At 74.7% G+C, this 16,367-nt stretch carries 14 protein-coding genes; 4 read left to right on the top strand and 10 right to left on the bottom strand.

Going from position 1 to position 16,367, the window contains the following annotated elements; all coding sequences use genetic code 11:
* Positions 1-3: 3 nt before the first annotated feature.
* Together ACFYO8_RS07965 and ACFYO8_RS07960 are read right to left on the bottom strand one after the other, a co-directional pair.
* A complete protein-coding gene (locus ACFYO8_RS07965) occupies positions 4-537 on the bottom strand; it encodes a GNAT family N-acetyltransferase (protein WP_354867193.1) in 534 nt (177 codons plus the stop codon).
* 23 nt (positions 538-560) lie between these two features.
* Entirely contained in the window at positions 561-1,826 is a 1,266-nt protein-coding gene (locus ACFYO8_RS07960; protein ID WP_354867191.1) for an MFS transporter, read from the bottom strand.
* 197 nt (positions 1,827-2,023) lie between these two features.
* Here ACFYO8_RS07960 and ACFYO8_RS07955 point away from each other — a divergent pair, with 197 nt between their 5' ends.
* A complete protein-coding gene (locus tag ACFYO8_RS07955) occupies positions 2,024-2,557 on the top strand; it encodes a GNAT family N-acetyltransferase (RefSeq protein WP_354867188.1) in 534 nt (177 codons plus the stop codon).
* Between the two features lie 12 nt (positions 2,558-2,569).
* Here ACFYO8_RS07955 and ACFYO8_RS07950 read toward each other — a convergent pair whose 3' ends face one another.
* Positions 2,570-2,890: a multidrug efflux SMR transporter gene (locus ACFYO8_RS07950; RefSeq protein WP_184684385.1), complete on the bottom strand. Its 321-nt coding sequence runs from the start codon at positions 2,888-2,890 to the stop codon at positions 2,570-2,572.
* 53 nt (positions 2,891-2,943) lie between these two features.
* Entirely contained in the window at positions 2,944-5,550 is a 2,607-nt protein-coding gene (locus ACFYO8_RS07945) for a glycoside hydrolase family 9 protein (RefSeq protein ID WP_355096241.1), read from the bottom strand.
* A gap of 212 nt (positions 5,551-5,762) precedes the next feature.
* Here ACFYO8_RS07945 and ACFYO8_RS07940 point away from each other — a divergent pair, with 212 nt between their 5' ends.
* Complete coding sequence (locus tag ACFYO8_RS07940) at positions 5,763-6,488, top strand: protein phosphatase 2C domain-containing protein (RefSeq protein WP_357706900.1); 726 nt, start codon at positions 5,763-5,765, stop codon at positions 6,486-6,488.
* Positions 6,489-6,495: 7 nt separating this feature from the next.
* Here ACFYO8_RS07940 and hrpB read toward each other — a convergent pair whose 3' ends face one another.
* From hrpB to ACFYO8_RS07925, 3 genes are all read right to left on the bottom strand, one after another.
* Complete coding sequence (hrpB, locus tag ACFYO8_RS07935) at positions 6,496-9,021, bottom strand: ATP-dependent helicase HrpB (RefSeq protein ID WP_354867180.1); 2,526 nt, start codon at positions 9,019-9,021, stop codon at positions 6,496-6,498.
* A 214-nt stretch (positions 9,022-9,235) separates the two neighbouring features.
* Complete coding sequence (locus ACFYO8_RS07930; protein ID WP_354867178.1) at positions 9,236-10,057, bottom strand: SigB/SigF/SigG family RNA polymerase sigma factor; 822 nt, start codon at positions 10,055-10,057, stop codon at positions 9,236-9,238.
* 178 nt (positions 10,058-10,235) lie between these two features.
* The gene (locus ACFYO8_RS07925) at positions 10,236-11,825 is read right to left on the bottom strand and encodes a phospholipase D-like domain-containing protein (RefSeq protein WP_354867175.1); all 1,590 of its coding nucleotides are present in this window, start codon (positions 11,823-11,825) and stop codon (positions 10,236-10,238) included.
* Positions 11,826-11,962: 137 nt separating this feature from the next.
* Between ACFYO8_RS07925 and ACFYO8_RS07920 the strand changes: the two genes are divergently transcribed.
* A complete protein-coding gene (locus tag ACFYO8_RS07920; protein WP_354867172.1) occupies positions 11,963-12,088 on the top strand; it encodes a hypothetical protein in 126 nt (41 codons plus the stop codon).
* A gap of 44 nt (positions 12,089-12,132) precedes the next feature.
* Here the strand turns inward: ACFYO8_RS07920 and ACFYO8_RS07915 are convergent, their stop codons facing one another.
* From ACFYO8_RS07915 to ACFYO8_RS07905, 3 genes are all read right to left on the bottom strand, one after another.
* A complete protein-coding gene (locus ACFYO8_RS07915) occupies positions 12,133-13,119 on the bottom strand; it encodes a pirin family protein (protein WP_354867169.1) in 987 nt (328 codons plus the stop codon).
* Between the two features lie 11 nt (positions 13,120-13,130).
* On the bottom strand, positions 13,131-13,613 hold the full coding sequence (locus tag ACFYO8_RS07910; protein ID WP_354867167.1) for a MarR family transcriptional regulator: 483 nt from the start codon (positions 13,611-13,613) through the stop codon (positions 13,131-13,133).
* A gap of 265 nt (positions 13,614-13,878) precedes the next feature.
* The gene (locus ACFYO8_RS07905) at positions 13,879-14,466 is read right to left on the bottom strand and encodes a general stress protein (protein WP_354867164.1); all 588 of its coding nucleotides are present in this window, start codon (positions 14,464-14,466) and stop codon (positions 13,879-13,881) included.
* Positions 14,467-14,577: 111 nt separating this feature from the next.
* Here ACFYO8_RS07905 and ACFYO8_RS07900 point away from each other — a divergent pair, with 111 nt between their 5' ends.
* Positions 14,578-16,353, top strand: coding sequence for a glycoside hydrolase family 15 protein (locus ACFYO8_RS07900; RefSeq protein ID WP_354867162.1), 1,776 nt, complete (start codon positions 14,578-14,580; stop codon positions 16,351-16,353).
* Positions 16,354-16,367 lie beyond the last annotated feature (14 nt).

The raw sequence follows: 16,367 nt of genomic DNA, 5'->3' as shown, positions 1-16,367 counted from the left end.
GACTCAGCCGACCCGGCGCTCCAGCACCTGCCCGGTCCACGGCTCGCGGCCCGGCCGCTCCACAGTGAACGGCTCGGTGGCGGTGAAGCCGCAGCGCTCGTAGAACCGCACGAGCGCCCGGTCCGGGCTGCGGAAGCAGTCCACCCGCAGCAGGCCCACACCGCGTGCGCGAGCCAGCTCCGCCGCGTACGCCAGCAGCCCCGCACCGACCCCACGCCCCGCGTACGCCCGGTCGGTGACCAGCAGGTTCACGTACAGCTCCGGTTCGGTGGCCGGCGGCACATAGTCGGTGGCCGCGCCCACCACGAGCGCGCCCACCACCGTCGCGTCGATCTCGGCGAGGTGCAGGCCGTCCCCGGCCGCCCACGCGTCGGCCTGGGCGATGCGGCGCGGGTCGATCGACGCCGGCTCGGCGCCCCACTGGTCGGTACGCCCGCGTTCGGCCAGCCAGGCGGTGGCGCTGTCGAGCAGCCGCAGCAGCGTGGGCGCGTCGCCGGGTCCACCCGGGCGGATGGTGAGGGAGGACTGGTCGGTCATCCCGCCATGCTGCTACACCGCGCTCAGCCGGGCACGCCGGCGGGTCGGGCCTGCGGCGCCGACCGGTTCGCCACCGCGCGGCGGGTCAGCGCCGGGGCGGCCAGCCCGGCGGCGGCGAAGACCCCGCCGAGCACCAGCCAGCCGGCCGGACCTCCGCCGAGTACCAGCAGCGTGAGCAGGCCACGGCCGAGCGCCTGGGCCAGCCCGGCGAGCAGGCCGTCCCCGCCCTGGTACGCCCCGATCGCCCCGGGCGGGGCCAGGTCGTAGGCGAGCCCCGCACCGGCCGCGCCGTGCCACAGGTCGCCCACCGTCCACACCGCGGTGGCGACGAGCAGCAGCACGACCGCCGGGAGCACCGGCAGGACGCCGGTCACGGCGTACAGGGGTGTCGCCGCGGCGAGCACCAGCCCCGCCCGGCGCAGCTTCCGGGCGGCCGGTGCGGCCCGCTCCGCGCCCCGGCTCAGCCGCACCGCGAGCAGCACGGTGAGCACCGTGTTGACGAGCAGCACCGCCGACACCACCGGTGGCGGCGCGCCGGCCCGGTTCACCGTCCACAGCGGCACGACGAGCACGAGCACCGTCGCGTGCGTGCTCAGCACCGCCGACGTGCCGCTCACCGCGAGGAACCGTCCGTCCCGCAGCGGTCCGCCGCGCCGTGGTCGCCCGCCGCGCCGCAGCGTGCCCGGCGTGCGTCGTGCGCCGTCGGCGGCCGGTTGCGGCGGCAGGCGCAGCAGCAGCGCCGCCGAGAGCAGGTAGGTGGCCGCGTTGCCGACGATGAGCACCTGGTACGCCCGGTGTGTGTCCACTGCCAGGGCGATCCCGGCCAGCGCGGTGCCGACGGTGATGCCCAGGTTCGCCACCGCGCGCAGCGTGGCGAAGGCGTGCACCCGGCCGTCCGGGCCGCCCACCGCGGCGACGAGTGCCGCCCGTACCGCCAGGTTGCCGGCCGCGAGCAGCGCCTCCGGCACGGCCACCGCCAGGAACGCCGGGAACGAGCCGACCAGCAGGTACGCCAGCGCGGCCACGGCCTGGCCCACCTGGAGGACGGCCCGGAGCGTACGCGGGTCCCACCTGTCGGCAAGCCCGCCCAGTGGCACGCTCGCGCTCAGCCCGACCAGCCCGGCGACGGTCAGTCCGGCGCCCACCGAGGTGGCGGAGAGGCCCACGTCCCGGGTCAGGTAGAGCGCCCCGCCCGCCAGCCACAGCCCTGCGCCGAGGGTGTTGACCAGCGTGGCGTACGCGAGCGTGCGCAGCGGCCCGGGCGGCGGAAGCGGCGAGACGCTTCCCATCAGCGGGGTCCGGCGAGGGCCATGGGATCGACGCTAGGACTGTTCCGGCTGGCCCGGAGCCCCGCTCGGGGCGACGCCTGTCACACCGCGAGCCCGCCGGGGCGTCGCCGCCGCTGGTCACCGCCGAAACACCCGGATCGAGCGCGGTGCGGGAAATCCGCTCGCCTGCCGGTCCCCGCTCTGCCAGTGTCGGCGCCGTGGAGCGCAGCAGGATCGCCACGGCCGAGGAACTGACCGAGGTGCAGCGGATCGAGGTGGCCTCCGGCGCCCCGTTCCGGGAGATCGGCATGACCCTGGTGGCCGACATGCCGCCGCTGCCGGTCGAGGCGCTGGCCGCGGGGCAGCGCGCCGGCCGGCTGTGGGTGGCGACCGACCCGGCCGACCGGCCGATCGCGTTCGTGCTGGCCGATGTGGTCGACGGGGCGGCGCACGTGCAGCAGCTCAGCGTCGATCCGGCGTACGCCCGGCGTGGCATCGGGCGGCGTCTGCTCGACCGGGTGGCGGGGTGGGCGTCGTCGCAGGGGTTGCCGGCGCTGACGCTGACCACGTTCCGCTCGGTGCCGTGGAACGGGCCCTACTACGTGCGGTGCGGATTCCGCGAGCTGAGCGGGACGGAGCTGACGGCGGGCCTGATCGAGCTGCTGGCCGCCGAGGCGGCGCTGGGCCTCGACCCGGCCGAGCGGATCGCGATGCGCCGCCCCGTCCCGCGCCCGGCGGGGCGGCCGGGCTGAGCCGGGCCGCGCTCAGTGGGCGCCGCCGAGGTTGAGCACCACGACCCCGGCGATGACCAGTCCCGCGCCGACCACCTTCGCCACGCTCAGCGGCTCGCCCAGGAACGCCGCGCCGATCGCCATGATGGCGGCGGTGCCGAGCCCGGACCAGATCGCGTACGCGACGCCGACCGGGATGTCCTTGACGGCCAGCGAGAGCAACCCGAACGCGGACAGGTACGCCACGGCGAGGCCGAGCGTGGGCCAGAGCCGGGTGAAGCCGTCGGTGGCCTTGAGCAGACTCGTGCCGATCACCTCGGCGGTGATCGCGCCGAGCAGGAACAGGTACGCCATCGCAGGACCGTACCCGGTCCTGCGATGGCGCCCGGTTGGAGCGGGAAAGCCGGTCAGGAGACCGTGCAGGCCTTTCCGTTCAGCGTGACCAGCCCGGGGTCGGGGTTGGGGCCGGGGGAGGAGACGCCGTTGAAGCCGAACGTGGTGCTGGCGCCGGGCGCCAGCTTCGCGTTCCACGACAGGTTCTTCGCGGTGACCGTGGCGCCGCTCTGGCCGACCTGCGCCGACCAGGACTGGCTCACCTTCTGACCGCTGAGGAAGGCCCAGCGCAGGTTCCAGCCGTTCACCGCCGTCGTGCCGGTGTTGCGCACCGTCACCTGGGTGGTGAAGCCGGACGGCCAGCTCCCGTGCGTGGTGTAGCTGACCGCGCAGGACCGCGCCGGCACCGCGCCGGAGTCACCCTGGTCGGCCAGGAACGACGCGAGCCAGGCCAGCGCCGAGTTCCAGTTGATCGCCACCTCGTTCGTCGCGTACGAGTTGATGTCGTCGACGTAGCAGAACATCGGCGCGCACCCGGCGAGCAGGTTCGCCGCGAACGGGTCCTGGAGCGCGGCGTTCGGACCACCGGCGAGCGAACCGGCCGGCGGGCGCGGCAGGTCCGGGTTCAGCTGGTGGCCGAAGATGCGGCTGTGCTGGTTGCGGGCGTGCTGCTCGCCCCAGCCGGTCACGTACGACATGTTCAACGCGTTGCGGCCGAACAGGTAGTCGGCGGCCTGCGCCGCGCCGTCCCGGTACTTCGCGTCCCGGCTCAGGTCGAACGCGGTGGCCAGCACGATCGCGTTGTTCACCAGGTTGCTGTTGCTGCCCCAGACGTACGCGTCGGCGCTGCCCGGGAACGGCAGCCCGTACGCCTGGCCGGCGATGGTGGCCAGGTAGCTGTCGGCGGCGGCGGTGATGGACTCGCGGATGCGGGTCTTCTCCGCGGCGGGCAGCGTGTTCGGCACCGTGGCCAGGTCGAGGCGACCCAGCGCGGCGACGCTCTGCCAGCCGAACGCGCCGTTCGCGGCGAACACGTCGGCGGTGTGCAGCGGCGAGCCGGTGACGTCGGCCAGGTACGCCTTGTCGCCGGTGGTCAGCCACAGCTCGACAGCGGCCCAGTAGAACTCGTCGCTGACGTTCGTGTCGTCGTACGCGCCGCCGCCGGTGCCGTCGCTGGCCGAGGCGTAGATCGCCGGGTGCTCCTTGGCCGCCGCGTACGCGGTCTTCGCGGCGGTGCCGCAGCGCGCGGCGAACGCGGCGTCGTACGGGGCGTACAGGCGCTGGCACTGCGCCGCGACAGCGGCCAGGTTCAGCGTGGCGGCGGTGGACGGCGCGTGCAGCTCGCGCGGCTGCGGGTCGTCCTGCGGCTGCAGCGGCAGGCCGGTCCAGTTCCGGTCGTGGATCTTGTGGTGGACCATCCCGGCCAGCGGCTTGCCGGCCGGCACCTGCATGCGCAGCAGGAACTCCAGCTCCCAGCGGGCCTCGTCGAGCACGTCCGGCACGTCGTTGCCGCGCTCGGGCACCCGCAGCGTGGAGTCGCCCAGGGCGGCGCCGCCGTCGGCGGTCTCGGCGGTCTTGGTCCGCTCGAAGGTGCTCAGCAACTGGTAGGTGGCGATGCCGCCGTTGACGACGTACTTGCCGTGGTCGCCCGCGTCGTACCAGCCGCCGCGCACGTCCAGCGAGTAGTCGCAGACGCCGGCCTGGCACGGCACGTTCGTGTCGCCCTGGTTCGGCGCGACGTCCAGGTGGCCGGCGGGGCGGGCGTACTCCTCGCCGATCAGGTCGCCGTCGATCTCGATGCCGCTGCGCTGGGCGTAGAAGAACTGGAGCGAGTCGGCGCGCAGCCGGTCGTAGAGCGCGCCGGAGATGTCGAACGGGTGGCTGGTCTCGCCGTCCACGGTGAGCGTGTAGCCCGTGCCCGGCGTGCGGTACGCGGAGAAGTCGACGGTCTGCACGTTCTGCGCCGAGGCGGCGTCCGTGCCGCGCGGCGTGGTCTGCCCGCTGGCGACCACCGCGCCGGCGGCCGACTTGAGCTGCCAGGGCAGCGCGTCGGTGGCCTCGGTGACCACAGTCGCGTGCTTCGGACCGCCGGGCAGGTAGCCGACCTGGTTGACCCGGACCCGGGGCCCGGTGTCCGGCTCGTACGGCGGCGCCGGCTCCCCGCCGCGCAGCGACACGTTGTCCAGGCAGAACGTCTGCGCCTCGGCGCTGCCGCCGACCTGGAAGATCAGTTGCGCGGTGGGGTTGTCCGCGGGGGAGGTGAACGTGGTGGTGACGTGCCGAGCGGTGCCGGTGGCGGTCGCGTCGACGCTCGCGTACGTGGTGTACGGGGCGCTGCCGAGTTGGAGCACCGCCTTGACGGCCGCGCCGGGGGTGGCGGAGACGTCGAAGGACAGTTCGTACTCGGCGCCCTCGGTCAGCGGCACCGCGTCCTGGCCGATGCCGGCGTCCCACGGGTTGGCGGTGCCGGCGGCGACGGAGGTGCAGAGCCGGCCGTCGGCGACAGCGAGGTCGCCGGTGCCGTAGGAGAACCAGGGTGAGACACCGGCGCTGAAGTCGCCGTTGCGTAGTTGTTCGGGGGCGTCCGGCGGCACCTCGGCGCTCGCCGGGCCGGCGGTGAGGCCGGTGAGCGCCAGCGTGGTAGCCGCGATCGCGGCGAGCCGACGACGGGATCGGGTCACGGAGGTTCCTTCCGTGCTCGGGGGTGATGGGGGAGACCGGAAGCTGGGAGCGCTCCCAATATCAGCCCGATGTTTCCACCGCGTTCCGTCGCTGTCAATCGATCCGGCCCGATGAGGTGCGCGGCCCGCGCGCGGGGGGATTCCGCGCGCCACGTACGATGTCAGTGATCTCCTAGAGACATCCGAGCCCTCGACCTGGCAGGCTGCGACCCATGACCCTGAAGCTTCGTTCCGTCGGAGCGAGCGACCGTGGGCTGATCCGCAGCGGCAACCAGGACGCGCAGCACGCGGGCGCCTGGTTGGTGGCGGTCGCCGACGGCATGGGCGGCATGGCGGCCGGCGACCTGGCCAGCCGCATCGCCATCGACGCGATCGCCCCGCTGGACCTGGCGACGCCGGAGGACGCGCTCGTCGCCGCGCTCCAGGGCGGGATCGAGCTGGCCACCGCGCGGATCCGCCAGGCCGTCGAGGAGGATCCGGAACGCCAGGGCATGGGCACCACGCTCACCGCGTTGCTGTTCGCCCGCACCGGTAGCTGCCTGGCGCTGGCGCACGTCGGCGACTCTCGGGCCTACCTGTACCGCGAGGGCGTGCTCAAGCAGGTCACCCGCGACGACACGTTCGTGCAGATGCTCGTCGACCAGGGCGTCATCACCGCCGAGCAGGCCAGCAGCCACCCTCGGCGGGCCGTGGTGACCCAGGCGTTGCAGGGCGACGAGGTCTCCCCGTCGTACGCCACGATGGTGCCCCGGGCCGGTGACCGCTGGCTGCTGTGCAGCGACGGCCTCTCCAACGTGGTCCGCGCGGACACGCTCACCGAGGTGCTCAGCGAGCAGCCGGAACGCGACGCCTGCGCGGCCCGGCTGATCGACCTGGCGTTGCGGGCCGGCGGCCCGGACAACATCACCGTCGTGATCGCCGACGTGGTCGAGGAGTAGCCAGCCCTCACCGCCCGCGCGGGCTGGCCCGGCGGGTCGGCTCGGCGGTGGTCGGATCCTCCGGCCAGGGGTGGCGCGGGTAGCGTCCGCGCAGCTCCGCCCGTACCTGCGGATAGCCGGTGCGCCAGAACGAGGCCAGGTCGGCGGTGACCGCCACCGGCCGCCCGGCGGGGGAGAGCAGGTGCAGCAGCACCGGCACCCGCCCGTCGGCGACGCGCGGCACGTCTCGCCAGCCGAATGTCTCCTGGAGCTTGACCGCCAGCACCGGGGCGGCCGGGTCGGCGTAGTCGACCCGGATCCGCGAGCCGCTGGGCACCGCGAGTCGCTCCGGCGCCAGCTCGTCCAGTCGCGCGGCCTGCCGCCAGTCCAGCAGCCGGCGCAGTGCCGCCGCCACGTCCACCCGGCCGAGGTCCGCCCGGCGGCGGGCGCGGGCCAGCTCCGGGCCGAACCATTCCTCGGCGCGGGCCAGCAGCGCGGCGTCGGAGACGTCCGGCCAGTCGTCGCCCAGCGCCCGGCGGCAGAACGCCAGCCGCTGGCGCAGCCCGGTCGCCTCCGGCGTCCAGCGCAGCAGCCCCGGCCCCTCCTGCCGGAGCCCGTCCAGCAGCGCCGCCGCGACCAGCTTCGGCTCCGGCGCGGTCAGCGGCCGGTCGACCAGCTCGACGGCGCCGAGCCGGACCAGCTCCCGGGCCACCACGTCCCCGCCGGACCAAACCACCTCCCGCCCCGAGCGCAGCAGCGCCGCCCCGGCCTCCCGGGCGGTCGCCTCGTCGATCGGCGCGGCCAGCCGCACCCGGGCGGCCGGGGCGCCGGGGGAGCGGTCGGCCACCGCGACGGCCAGCCACGCCGCTCCGGCCAGCCCTGACCCGGGCGCCAGCTCCGCGGCGGTCCCGCCGGCCATCAGGTACGCGGACCCGCCAGGCCGCCGCGCCCGGGCCAGCCGTTCCGGGTACGCCAGCCCGGCGAGCAGCCCCGCGGCCAGATCGTCCGGCAGCCGCTCCCGCTGGTTCACGCGGTCGGCGGGGCGCTGGTCGGTGGGCAGGGCGGCGCGCAGCCGGCGTACCTCGGTGCGCCAGCGCGCGGTGGCGGCCGGGTCGGTGCCGTCGCGCAGCCGCCGCCAGCGGGCGGGCAGGTCGTCTCCCGTCCCGCCCAGCGTGTCCTCGCCGAGGATCGCCACCACCTGGGCGGCCCGTTCGGCGCCCACCCGGGGCACGCCGTCCAGCAGTGCCCGCGCCAGCCGGGGATGCGTGCCCACCGCCGCGACCGCTCGCCCCCGTGCCGTGATTCGGCCCTCGTGGTCCACCGCGCCGAGCGTGGTCAGCGTCTCCCGCGCCACGGTCAGCGCGGCCGGCGGCGGCGGGTCGGGCAGCGCCAGCCCGGCGCCGTCCGGTGTGCCCCAGGCCGCCAGCTCCAGCGCGAACCCGGTCAGGTCGGCGGTGGCGATCTCCGGTTCCGGCTGCGGGGCGAGCCGCGCGTGCGTCGCCTCCGACCAGCAGCGGTAGACGGCGCCGGGCGCCTCCCGGCCGGCCCGGCCGGCGCGCTGGGTCGCTCCCGCCCGCGACACCGGCACCGTGACCAGCGCGCCCAGCCCTCGGGCCAGGTCGGTACGGGGCACGCGGCTCAGTCCGGCGTCCACCACCACCCGTACGCCGGGGACGGTCAGGCTGCTCTCCGCCACCGCCGTCGCGAGCACCACGCGCCGCCCGGCGGCCGGGGTGAGGGCCGCGTCCTGGGCGGCTCCGGGCAGCCGGCCGTGCAGCGGCAGGACCGTGACGTGGTCACGCAGGTCGGCCAGCCGGCCCGTGACGGCGGCGATCTCGCCCGCGCCCGGCAGGAAGACCAGCACGTCCCCGTCGTGCTCGCGCAACGCCCGGCGGACCGTGGCGGCCACGTGGTCCAGCAGCGCCGGATGGACCCGGCCGGCGCCGGGTGGCGTCACCGGGCGCGGCGGCGGCGCCCACACCCGCTCGACCGGGTGCAGCGCCGCCTCGGCGCGTACCACCGGGGCGGGGTGGCCCGCGCCGAGCAGCGTGGCGAACCGGTCGGTCTGCGGGGTGGCCGACATGGCCAGCAGCCAGAGATCCGGGCGCAGCGTGCCGCGCGCCTCGACGCTGAACGCCAGTGCCAGGTCCGCGTCGAGCTGCCGTTCGTGGCACTCGTCGAGCAGCACCGCGTCCACGCCGGGCAGCTCCGGGTCGTGGTGCAGGCGACGGACCAGCAGGCCGGTGGTGACCACCTCCACCCGGGTACGCGGCCCGGCCCGGCGCTCGCCGCGCACCGCGTACCCGATCCGGTCGCCGACCCGCTCGCCGAGCAGGGCGGCCATCCGGTGCGCGGCGGCGCGGGCGGCAACCCGTCTGGGCTGCGCGATCACCACGCGGCCGGTGACCGCGCCGGCGACCGCGAGCGGCGCGGTGGTGGTCTTGCCGGTGCCCGGCGGCGCCACCAGGACGGCGGCACCGCGCTCGCGCAGCGCGTCGATCAGCGCCGGCAGGACCGGGCGGACCGGCAGGTCGAGCGGGATGTCGGCGAGCACCGACCCACTCTCGCACCGCGCCGCCGCACGCCCCGAGGTGCCCCCCGCCGCACGCCGGGTCACGTCGTATCCGCTCCGTCACCCGTTGCTACGGCCTGGGACGGAACGGCACTGCCGGCGCCACCCCCGGACACGGAACGGCCCGGCCGGCGCACCGCCGACCGGGCCGGGTGGACCGCGACGCCGGGTCCGCCGCCCCGGCCGCCGCCACCCCCTAGTAGGTTCCGTCGAGCTGCCCGCGCAGCTTGGTCAGGGCCCGGGCCAGCAGCCGGGACACGTGCATCTGCGAGACGCCGATCTGCTCGGCGATCTGCGACTGGGTCAGGTTGCCGTAGAAGCGCAGCGTGAGGATCTTCTGCTCGCGTTGGTCGAGCGTGGCCAGCGCCGGGCCGAGGGCCACCCGCATCTCGGCCAGCTCGAACTCGCCGTCCTCGCCGCCGAGCAGGTCGCCCAGCTCGGTGGCCCGCTCGCCGTCGCCGGTCGGGGTGGACAGCGACACCGCGTTGTAGGCGCGGGCGCCCTCCAGGCCCTCCAGCACCTCTTCCTCGGTGAGCTTGAGGTGGGCGGCGATGTCGGCGACAGTCGGCGAGCGGCCGAGCGTCTGCAGCAGCGTGCTGTTGGCGTCGGAGATCGCCAGGCGCAGCTCCTGGAGCCGGCGGGGCACCCGGATGTCCCAGGTGCGGTCGCGGAAGTGACGCTTCAGCTCGCCGATGATGGTGGGGATGGCGTAGCCGGCGAAGTCGACGCCGCGCGACGGGTCGAACTTGTCGATGGCCTTGATCAGGCCGATCGCGGCGGTCTGCGCCAGGTCGTCGCTGGGTTCGCCCCGGCCGCCGTAGCGGTGGGCCAGGTGGTTCGCCAGCGGCAGCCACGCCTCGATGGCACGGTCGCGCAGCGCGGGCCGCGACGGGTGGTCGGCGGGCAGCGCGGCCATCGCGGCGAGCAGGTCGGCGGCGCTGTCGGTGAGCGAGCGGGGGTCGAGCTTCGAGGAGCCGGCCGGCGTGGTCGCCGGGGCGCTGATCGTGGGAGCGGTCATGGGTGGTCCTCCCTGCACCTCGTCCACGGAAGAAAAAAGACGTGACGCTTAGGTTTAGATGTTGTTCGTACGTTCGGAAGCCACCATAGCCCGATCGTGCTGCGGAAATCTAGCCGAAAGTACGATGTACTTAAGGTGTAGGTGGACGTGAACGGTGTGAAGGGGCCTATACCTGGCTTCACCAGGTGCCGGCCCGGCGGGCCCGCAGTGGCCTGCCGTCCGGGTCGTAGACCAGCCGGTACGCCGGTAGCGCCCAGAGCCGCGTACGCCAGGGCAGGCGCTCCGGGCGGTGCGGCCGCAACCGGCCCGGCGGACGGGGACCGACCCGGCCCCCGGCGTGCCAGCGGTCCAGCTCATCGGCCGCCGCGGTGATCGTCGTCACCGCGTCCGCCGGGTCCAGCAGATCGCCGTCCTGCCCGCCGCCGGGATCGCGGTCCAGGTGCTCGCGCCACAGCCGCAGCCGCAGGTCGCGGGCGAACGCTCGGGCGCCGTCGCCCAGCCCGGCCGGGTCGGCCGGCGCCCGCTCGTCGCGGGTGTCGTCGAGTACGGCACAGGACAGCTCGCTGTCGTGCGTCCAGGATCGGCGGTTGAAGTTGTCGCTGCCCACGCTGGCCCAGACGTCGTCCACCACGCAGACCTTGGCGTGCACGTAGACCGGCGTGCCGTCGTGGTTCTCCACGTCGAACACGTGCACCCGTTCCGGCGCGGCCCGGTGGCACAGCGACAGCGCCTGCTCCCGGCCCACCAGGTTCGGCGGCAGTGCGAGCCGGCCGTCCACGTCCGGGTGCCGGGGCACGACCGCCACCAGGTGCAGGTCCGGGTGCTCCCGCAGCGCCTGCGCGAACAGCTCGGCCACCTCGGTCGACCAGAGGTACTGGTCCTCCAGGTAGATCAGCCGCCGGGCCCGGCGTACCGCCTTGGTGTAGCCGCGGGCCACGGTGCGCTCGCCGTCCGGGGCGAAGGAGTAGCGGGGTCGTACCGCCGGGTAGGTGCGCAGCACCTGCACGTGGTGCGGCCCGCACGGTGGCGGATCGGCGGGCTGCGCGGGAAGCGGGTCCGGGCGCAGGTCGGCGCCGCGCAGCCGGTCCCGCAGGTACGCCATCGGGTTCTCCGAGTCCAGCGGCATCGGGTCGGTCCACCGCTCCCGGAACGTCGTGTCGAGCGCGCCGACCACCGGCCCGCGCACCGCGAGCTGCACGTCGTGCCAGGGCGGCGTGGGGCCGTACCGGGGGGACATGGCCACCGGTTGCGGGTCGCCGGCGTGGCCGGCGTCGTCGCGGCGGCTGTGGCACAGGTCGATGCCGCCGGCGAAGGCGATGTCGCGGCTCGGGTCGCCGGGGCGCCGCAGCACCACCAGCTTCTGGTGGTGCGAGCCGCCGCGCCGGACCCGCTGGTCGAGCAGCACCTCGCCGCCGGCCGCGCGGATCGCCTCGCTGAGGTCGCGGTTCTCCGCCTCGCTGTAGGAGAGCGTGTCGACGTGGGAACGCCAGATCAGGCCCTTGACGATCACGCCGCGCTGGGCGGCCCGGGCGAACAACTGCGCCACCGTCGGGCCGTCCGGGCGCATCCGCTCGTCCGGGTCGCCGCGCCAGTCGGTGAAGAACAGGTGGTCGCCCGCTGTGAGCGATTCCACCTCGCTGACCAGGCGATCGAAGTACGCGGCACCGTGAATCAGCGGCTCGGCGAGGTTTCCATCGGTCCAGACGGGTAACTCAGACCCCGGGTTGGCGCGTTCCTGTGCGGTGAGGAACCAGTCCCGCAGAGTCACGTTCCACCCCCCGAGGTCGACGACGTCCTCACACGGTAGGACCCCCGGCAGGGCCCCGCACGCCGAGCAGCAGGCGTCGGCGCCGCGCGTCAGGGGTGCGCCGGACCCCTGGACCGCGAAGCCGAGGAGGCACCGACATGCCCGCCGAGACGACGAACAGCGTGACCGACCGCGACCAGGCGGTGGAGGGGGAGCGGGGTGCGCTGGTGGCGGTCCTGTTGATGGTGATCCTGGGGGTGGCCGGGATCTTCGCCGTCTCCTGAGACCGCGCCGGGGCGCCCCGGCGAACCGGGGCGCCCGTGGCAGGTCAGGGCCGGTCGCCCTGGCCGTCGCTGTGCGGCACCCGCCCGGTCGGGACGACCCCGAGCCGGCCAGCCTGGAAGTCCTCGACCGCCTCGATCAGCTCGGCGCGGGTGTTCATCACGAACGGGCCGTAGTGCGCCACCGGCTCGCGGATCGGCTGGCCGCCCATCAGGTAGAGCTCCAGCGCCGGGGCGTTGGCGTCCTGCCTCGGATCGGCGGTGATCCGCAGCGCCTCGCCGGGCCCGTGCACGGCGAGCTGGCCGAGGTGGATCGGCCGCCGGTCGGTGCCGATGGTGCCCCGGCCGGCCAGCACGTACACCAGCGCGTTGAAGTCCGACCGCCACGGCAGGCTCAGCTCGGCGCCGGGCTGCAACGTGACGTGCGCGATGGTGATCGGCGTGTGCGTCGAGCCCGGGCCCTGGTGCCCGGCGACCTCGCCGGCGATGACCCGGATCAGGCCGCCGCCGTCGGGCGTGGTCAGCAGCGCCGACTCCCGGCCGCGGATGTCCTGGTAGCGGGGCTCGCTCATCTTGGCCACCCGGGGCAGGTTGACCCAGAGTTGCAGGCCGTGGAACAGCCCGCCGCTCATCACCAGGTGCTCCGGCGGCGCCTCGATGTGCAGCAGGCCACTACCTGCCGTCATCCACTGGGTGTCGCCGTCGGTGATGGTGCCGCCGCCACCGGTCGAGTCCTGGTGGTCCATGATCCCGTCGATCATGTAGGTCACCGTCTCGAAGCCGCGGTGCGGGTGCCAGGAGGTGCCCTTCGGCTCGCCCGGCGCGTAGTCGACCTCGCCCATCTGGTCGAGGTGGATGAACGGGTCCAGCTCGCTCATCGGCACCCCGGCGAAGGCCCGGCGGACCGGGAAACCCTCACCTTCGTACCCGCTGGGCGCGGTGGTGACCCGGCGGACCGAGCGGTATTCGGTGGCCTCGCCGAGCTTCGGCAGGCGGGGCAGGACGAGGACGTCGTCGACGGTGATCGCGGGCATCGCGGGGCTCCTTACTTGTCGGCCGGGGTGGACGACGCGGTGCGGTCGGCGCGCAGGCGCCGGCCGAGCCGCTCGAAGACCCGGGTGAGGCAGGCGACCTCGGCGTCGTCGAGGTCGTCGATCAGGTGGGCGCGCACGGAGCGCAGGTGGTGCGGCGCGGCCTCGTGCAGGGCGAGCAGGCCGGCCGCGGTGAGCACGGCCTCGCTGCCGCGCCGGTCCGCCGGACACGCCTCCTTCGCCACGAGGCCGCGCTTCTGCATGGTGGTGACCTGGTAGGTCAGCCGGCTCGGCGAGAACACCAGCCGGTCGGCCAGCTCACCCATGCGAAGCCGCTGGCCGGGCGCCTCGGAGAGCAGCACCAGCACGTGGTAGTCGGCGAAGCTCAGGTCGCTGTCGGCGCGTAGGTCGTCCTCGAGCCGGGTGAACAGCCGCTGGCTCGACTCTATGTACGCGCGCCAGCAGGCCATCCGCTCCGCGTCCAGGCTCTCCGTCATGGCTCCGAGAGTAGCACTATTTAAAATTTCAACGAGTGATTCTGCCGAGCGCAGGATGGCTTACGCCGGCCCTCTCTCAAAACCTGAAATGATGAACCCGGCTAGGGTCGGGGGATGGACGACCGAGGCGTCGCTGCGCCCGGCCTCCGGGAACTGCGCATCGACACCGGCGGCCCGGACGGGGTGGTCGCGTACCGGCCGGCGAGCGGGTCTACCACGGATGAGGGGAGGGCCGACCGGCCCTCCCCTCATCGCGTACCCCGCGTCAGCGGGCGGTGGCGCCGGTCGGTGTCAGGTGCATCCGGCTGAGCAGTTGCTGGGCCTGACCGGCCAGCTCCGCGTCCACAGTGACCGCGTACTGGGCGGCCCGCAGCGAACTGGCCGACGTGAAGTCACGCTGCCCACCGCTCATGGCGTGCGCCACCGCGCCGAACACGGCACCCCAGATCGCGCCGATCACCAGCCCGACCAGGATCACCGCCAGCCAGTTGCCGGCGGTGAAGATGCCGAACAGCAACCCGATGAACAAGCCGAACCAGGCGCCGGTGCCGGCCCCGAGCAGGGCCGCCCGGCCCGTGGTGAGCCGTCCCATCACGGTCTCCACGAGCGTGAGGTCCGTACCGACGATCGAGGTACGTTCCACCGGGAACCGGTTGTCGGCCAGATAGTCCACCACGCGCTGGGCGGACGGATAGTCCGGGTACGAGCCGATCGTGACGGTCGCCGCCCCGGCATGTGGGCCGTGCCCGTCCCCGCTCGGCGGCGTCGGGCGACCGCCCGGGCCGGACGGGAGGTTGTCGCTGCCCGGCATTCCGGGTTGCCAGGCCGCGGTCGGAGTCGAGGGTCTGGTCATGAGCATCCTCCTTCGTCAACCCGCCGCGTTCCCGCCGCCGGACACCGGTAACGCGCCGACCGGCACCGATGTGGCCAGGCATGTCGGCACCCGGGCCGGGTAGCCACAGTCGTGCCCACCCGACTCATCAGCGAGCACGGCTTCCTCGCCGACGGGCGCAGCGCGGCCCTCGTCGACAGCGACGGCTCGGTCAACTGGTGGTGCCCGCCCCGGTTCGACGCGCCGTCGGTCTTCGGCCGCCTGCTCGACGAGGACGCCGGGCACTGGAGTATCCGGCCCGAGGGCGCGGCCACCAGCAGCCGGTCCTACCTGGACGACACGCTGGTGCTGCGTACCGTCTTCACCACGGCGACCGGCGCGGTCGCCGTCACCGACGCGCTGGCGCTGGAGCCCGGCGCGCGCGGCCACGAGATCGGGATGCGCTCGCCGCGAGTGCTCGCCCGGCTGGTCGAAGGGCTGACCGGCGAGGTGCCGATGCGCGTCGACTACGCGCCGCGCTTCGAGTACGGCCGGGTCGGCGCCTACCTGACCGAGCGCGACGGATTGGTGGCCGCCACCGCCGGCGCCTGCCGCCTGGAACTGCGCGCCGACGTCCCGCTGGCCCTCGCCGGGGGGACCGCCGCCGGCCGGTTCACCGCCCGCGCCGGCAGCGTCCACCGCTTCACCCTCGGGTACGCCCCGACGTACGCCAGCGGTGAACCGGCGGTGCCCGACGCCGCCGAGGTGGTGGCCGAGACGGTCGCCGGCTGGCGGTCCTGGTCGGCGCTGCACGACTACCAGGGCGAGTACCGCGACGAGGTGCGGCGCAGCGCGCTCGCCGTGCAGGGTATGACGTACGCGCCGAGCGGCGCTGTCGTCGCGGCGGCGACCACCTCGCTGCCGGAGAAGCCCGGCGGCGACCGCAACTACGACTACCGCTACGTGTGGTTGCGCGACTTCAGCCTCACGCTTCAGGCGCTCTGGCGGGCCGCCTGCCCGGACGAGGCGGACCGGCAGTTCACCTGGGTGGCGCGGGCGATGGGCCGCATCGGCGACGAGCCCGTGCCGATCATGTACGGCGTCGAGGGGGAGCGGGACCTGACCGAGCACGACCTCGACCACCTGGCCGGGTACGAGCACAGCCGCCCGGTGCTCGTCGGCAACGACGCCTGGCGGCAGCGGCAGAACGACGTGCTGGGCGAGGTGCTCGACGCCGCCTGGCTGATGCGGTACTACCTCGACCCCATGTCGCTCGAGGTCCGCGACCTGCTGCGGACTCTCGCCGACCAGGCCGAGCGCGGCTGGCGCCGGCCCGACGCGGGGATGTGGGAGGTGCGCGGCCCGCAGCGGCACTACGTGTCGTCGAAGGTGGAGTGCTGGACCGCGCTCGACCGGGCGGTGCGGTTCGGCTCCCGCATCGGCGGGCCCGCGGACGTGGCGCGCTGGGCCGCCGCCCGCGACGAGATACGGGCGGCAGTGCTCACCCACGGCTGGAACGAGCAGGCCGGCGCGTACACCGGGGCGTTCGGCTCCGCCGACCTGGACGCCTCGGTGCTGGTCATGCCGCTGGTCGGCTTCCTGCCGGCGGACGACGCACGGATGCGCGCCACGATGGACGTGCTGGAACGGCGGCTGTCCCGCGACGGCCTGCTGCGGCGCTGGGACGGTGACCCGGCCGGGTTCGTGATCTGCTCGTTCTGGCTGGCCGCCTGCCTGGCCGAGGCGGGGGAGCTGGACCGGGCCCGGCGGCTGTTCGAGCGCCTCGCCGCCCGCACCAACGACCTCGGCCTCTACGCCGAGCAGATCGACCAGGACACCGGCGAGCAGGTGGGCAACTTCCCGCAGGCGTACTCGCACATCGGCCTGATCATCGCCGCCGGCCGCATCACCGACGCCGCCACCCGCTGAGGGGGAGGATGGGG

The sequence above is a fragment of the Micromonospora sp. NPDC005257 genome (assembly GCF_042872445.1).
In the GTDB taxonomy this organism is placed as follows: Bacteria; Actinomycetota; Actinomycetes; order Mycobacteriales; family Micromonosporaceae; genus Micromonospora.
Note: the sequence above shows the minus strand (reverse complement) of the source record. Positions and strands in the feature narration are given on the sequence as shown.

Excerpts from the sequence above, each read along its gene's own strand:
- ACFYO8_RS07965 (WP_354867193.1), bottom strand. The coding sequence starts at position 537 with ATGACCGACCAGTCCTCCCTCACCATCCGCCCGGGTGGACCCGGCGAC.
- ACFYO8_RS07960 (WP_354867191.1), bottom strand. The coding sequence starts at position 1,826 with ATGGGAAGCGTCTCGCCGCTTCCGCCGCCCGGGCCGCTGCGCACGCTC.
- ACFYO8_RS07950 (WP_184684385.1), bottom strand. The coding sequence starts at position 2,890 with ATGGCGTACCTGTTCCTGCTCGGCGCGATCACCGCCGAGGTGATCGGC.
- ACFYO8_RS07940 (WP_357706900.1), top strand. The coding sequence starts at position 5,763 with ATGACCCTGAAGCTTCGTTCCGTCGGAGCGAGCGACCGTGGGCTGATC.
- ACFYO8_RS07930 (WP_354867178.1), bottom strand. The coding sequence starts at position 10,057 with ATGACCGCTCCCACGATCAGCGCCCCGGCGACCACGCCGGCCGGCTCC.
- ACFYO8_RS07920 (WP_354867172.1), top strand. The coding sequence starts at position 11,963 with ATGCCCGCCGAGACGACGAACAGCGTGACCGACCGCGACCAGGCGGTG.
- ACFYO8_RS07915 (WP_354867169.1), bottom strand. The coding sequence starts at position 13,119 with ATGCCCGCGATCACCGTCGACGACGTCCTCGTCCTGCCCCGCCTGCCG.
- ACFYO8_RS07910 (WP_354867167.1), bottom strand. The coding sequence starts at position 13,613 with ATGACGGAGAGCCTGGACGCGGAGCGGATGGCCTGCTGGCGCGCGTAC.
- ACFYO8_RS07905 (WP_354867164.1), bottom strand. The coding sequence starts at position 14,466 with ATGACCAGACCCTCGACTCCGACCGCGGCCTGGCAACCCGGAATGCCG.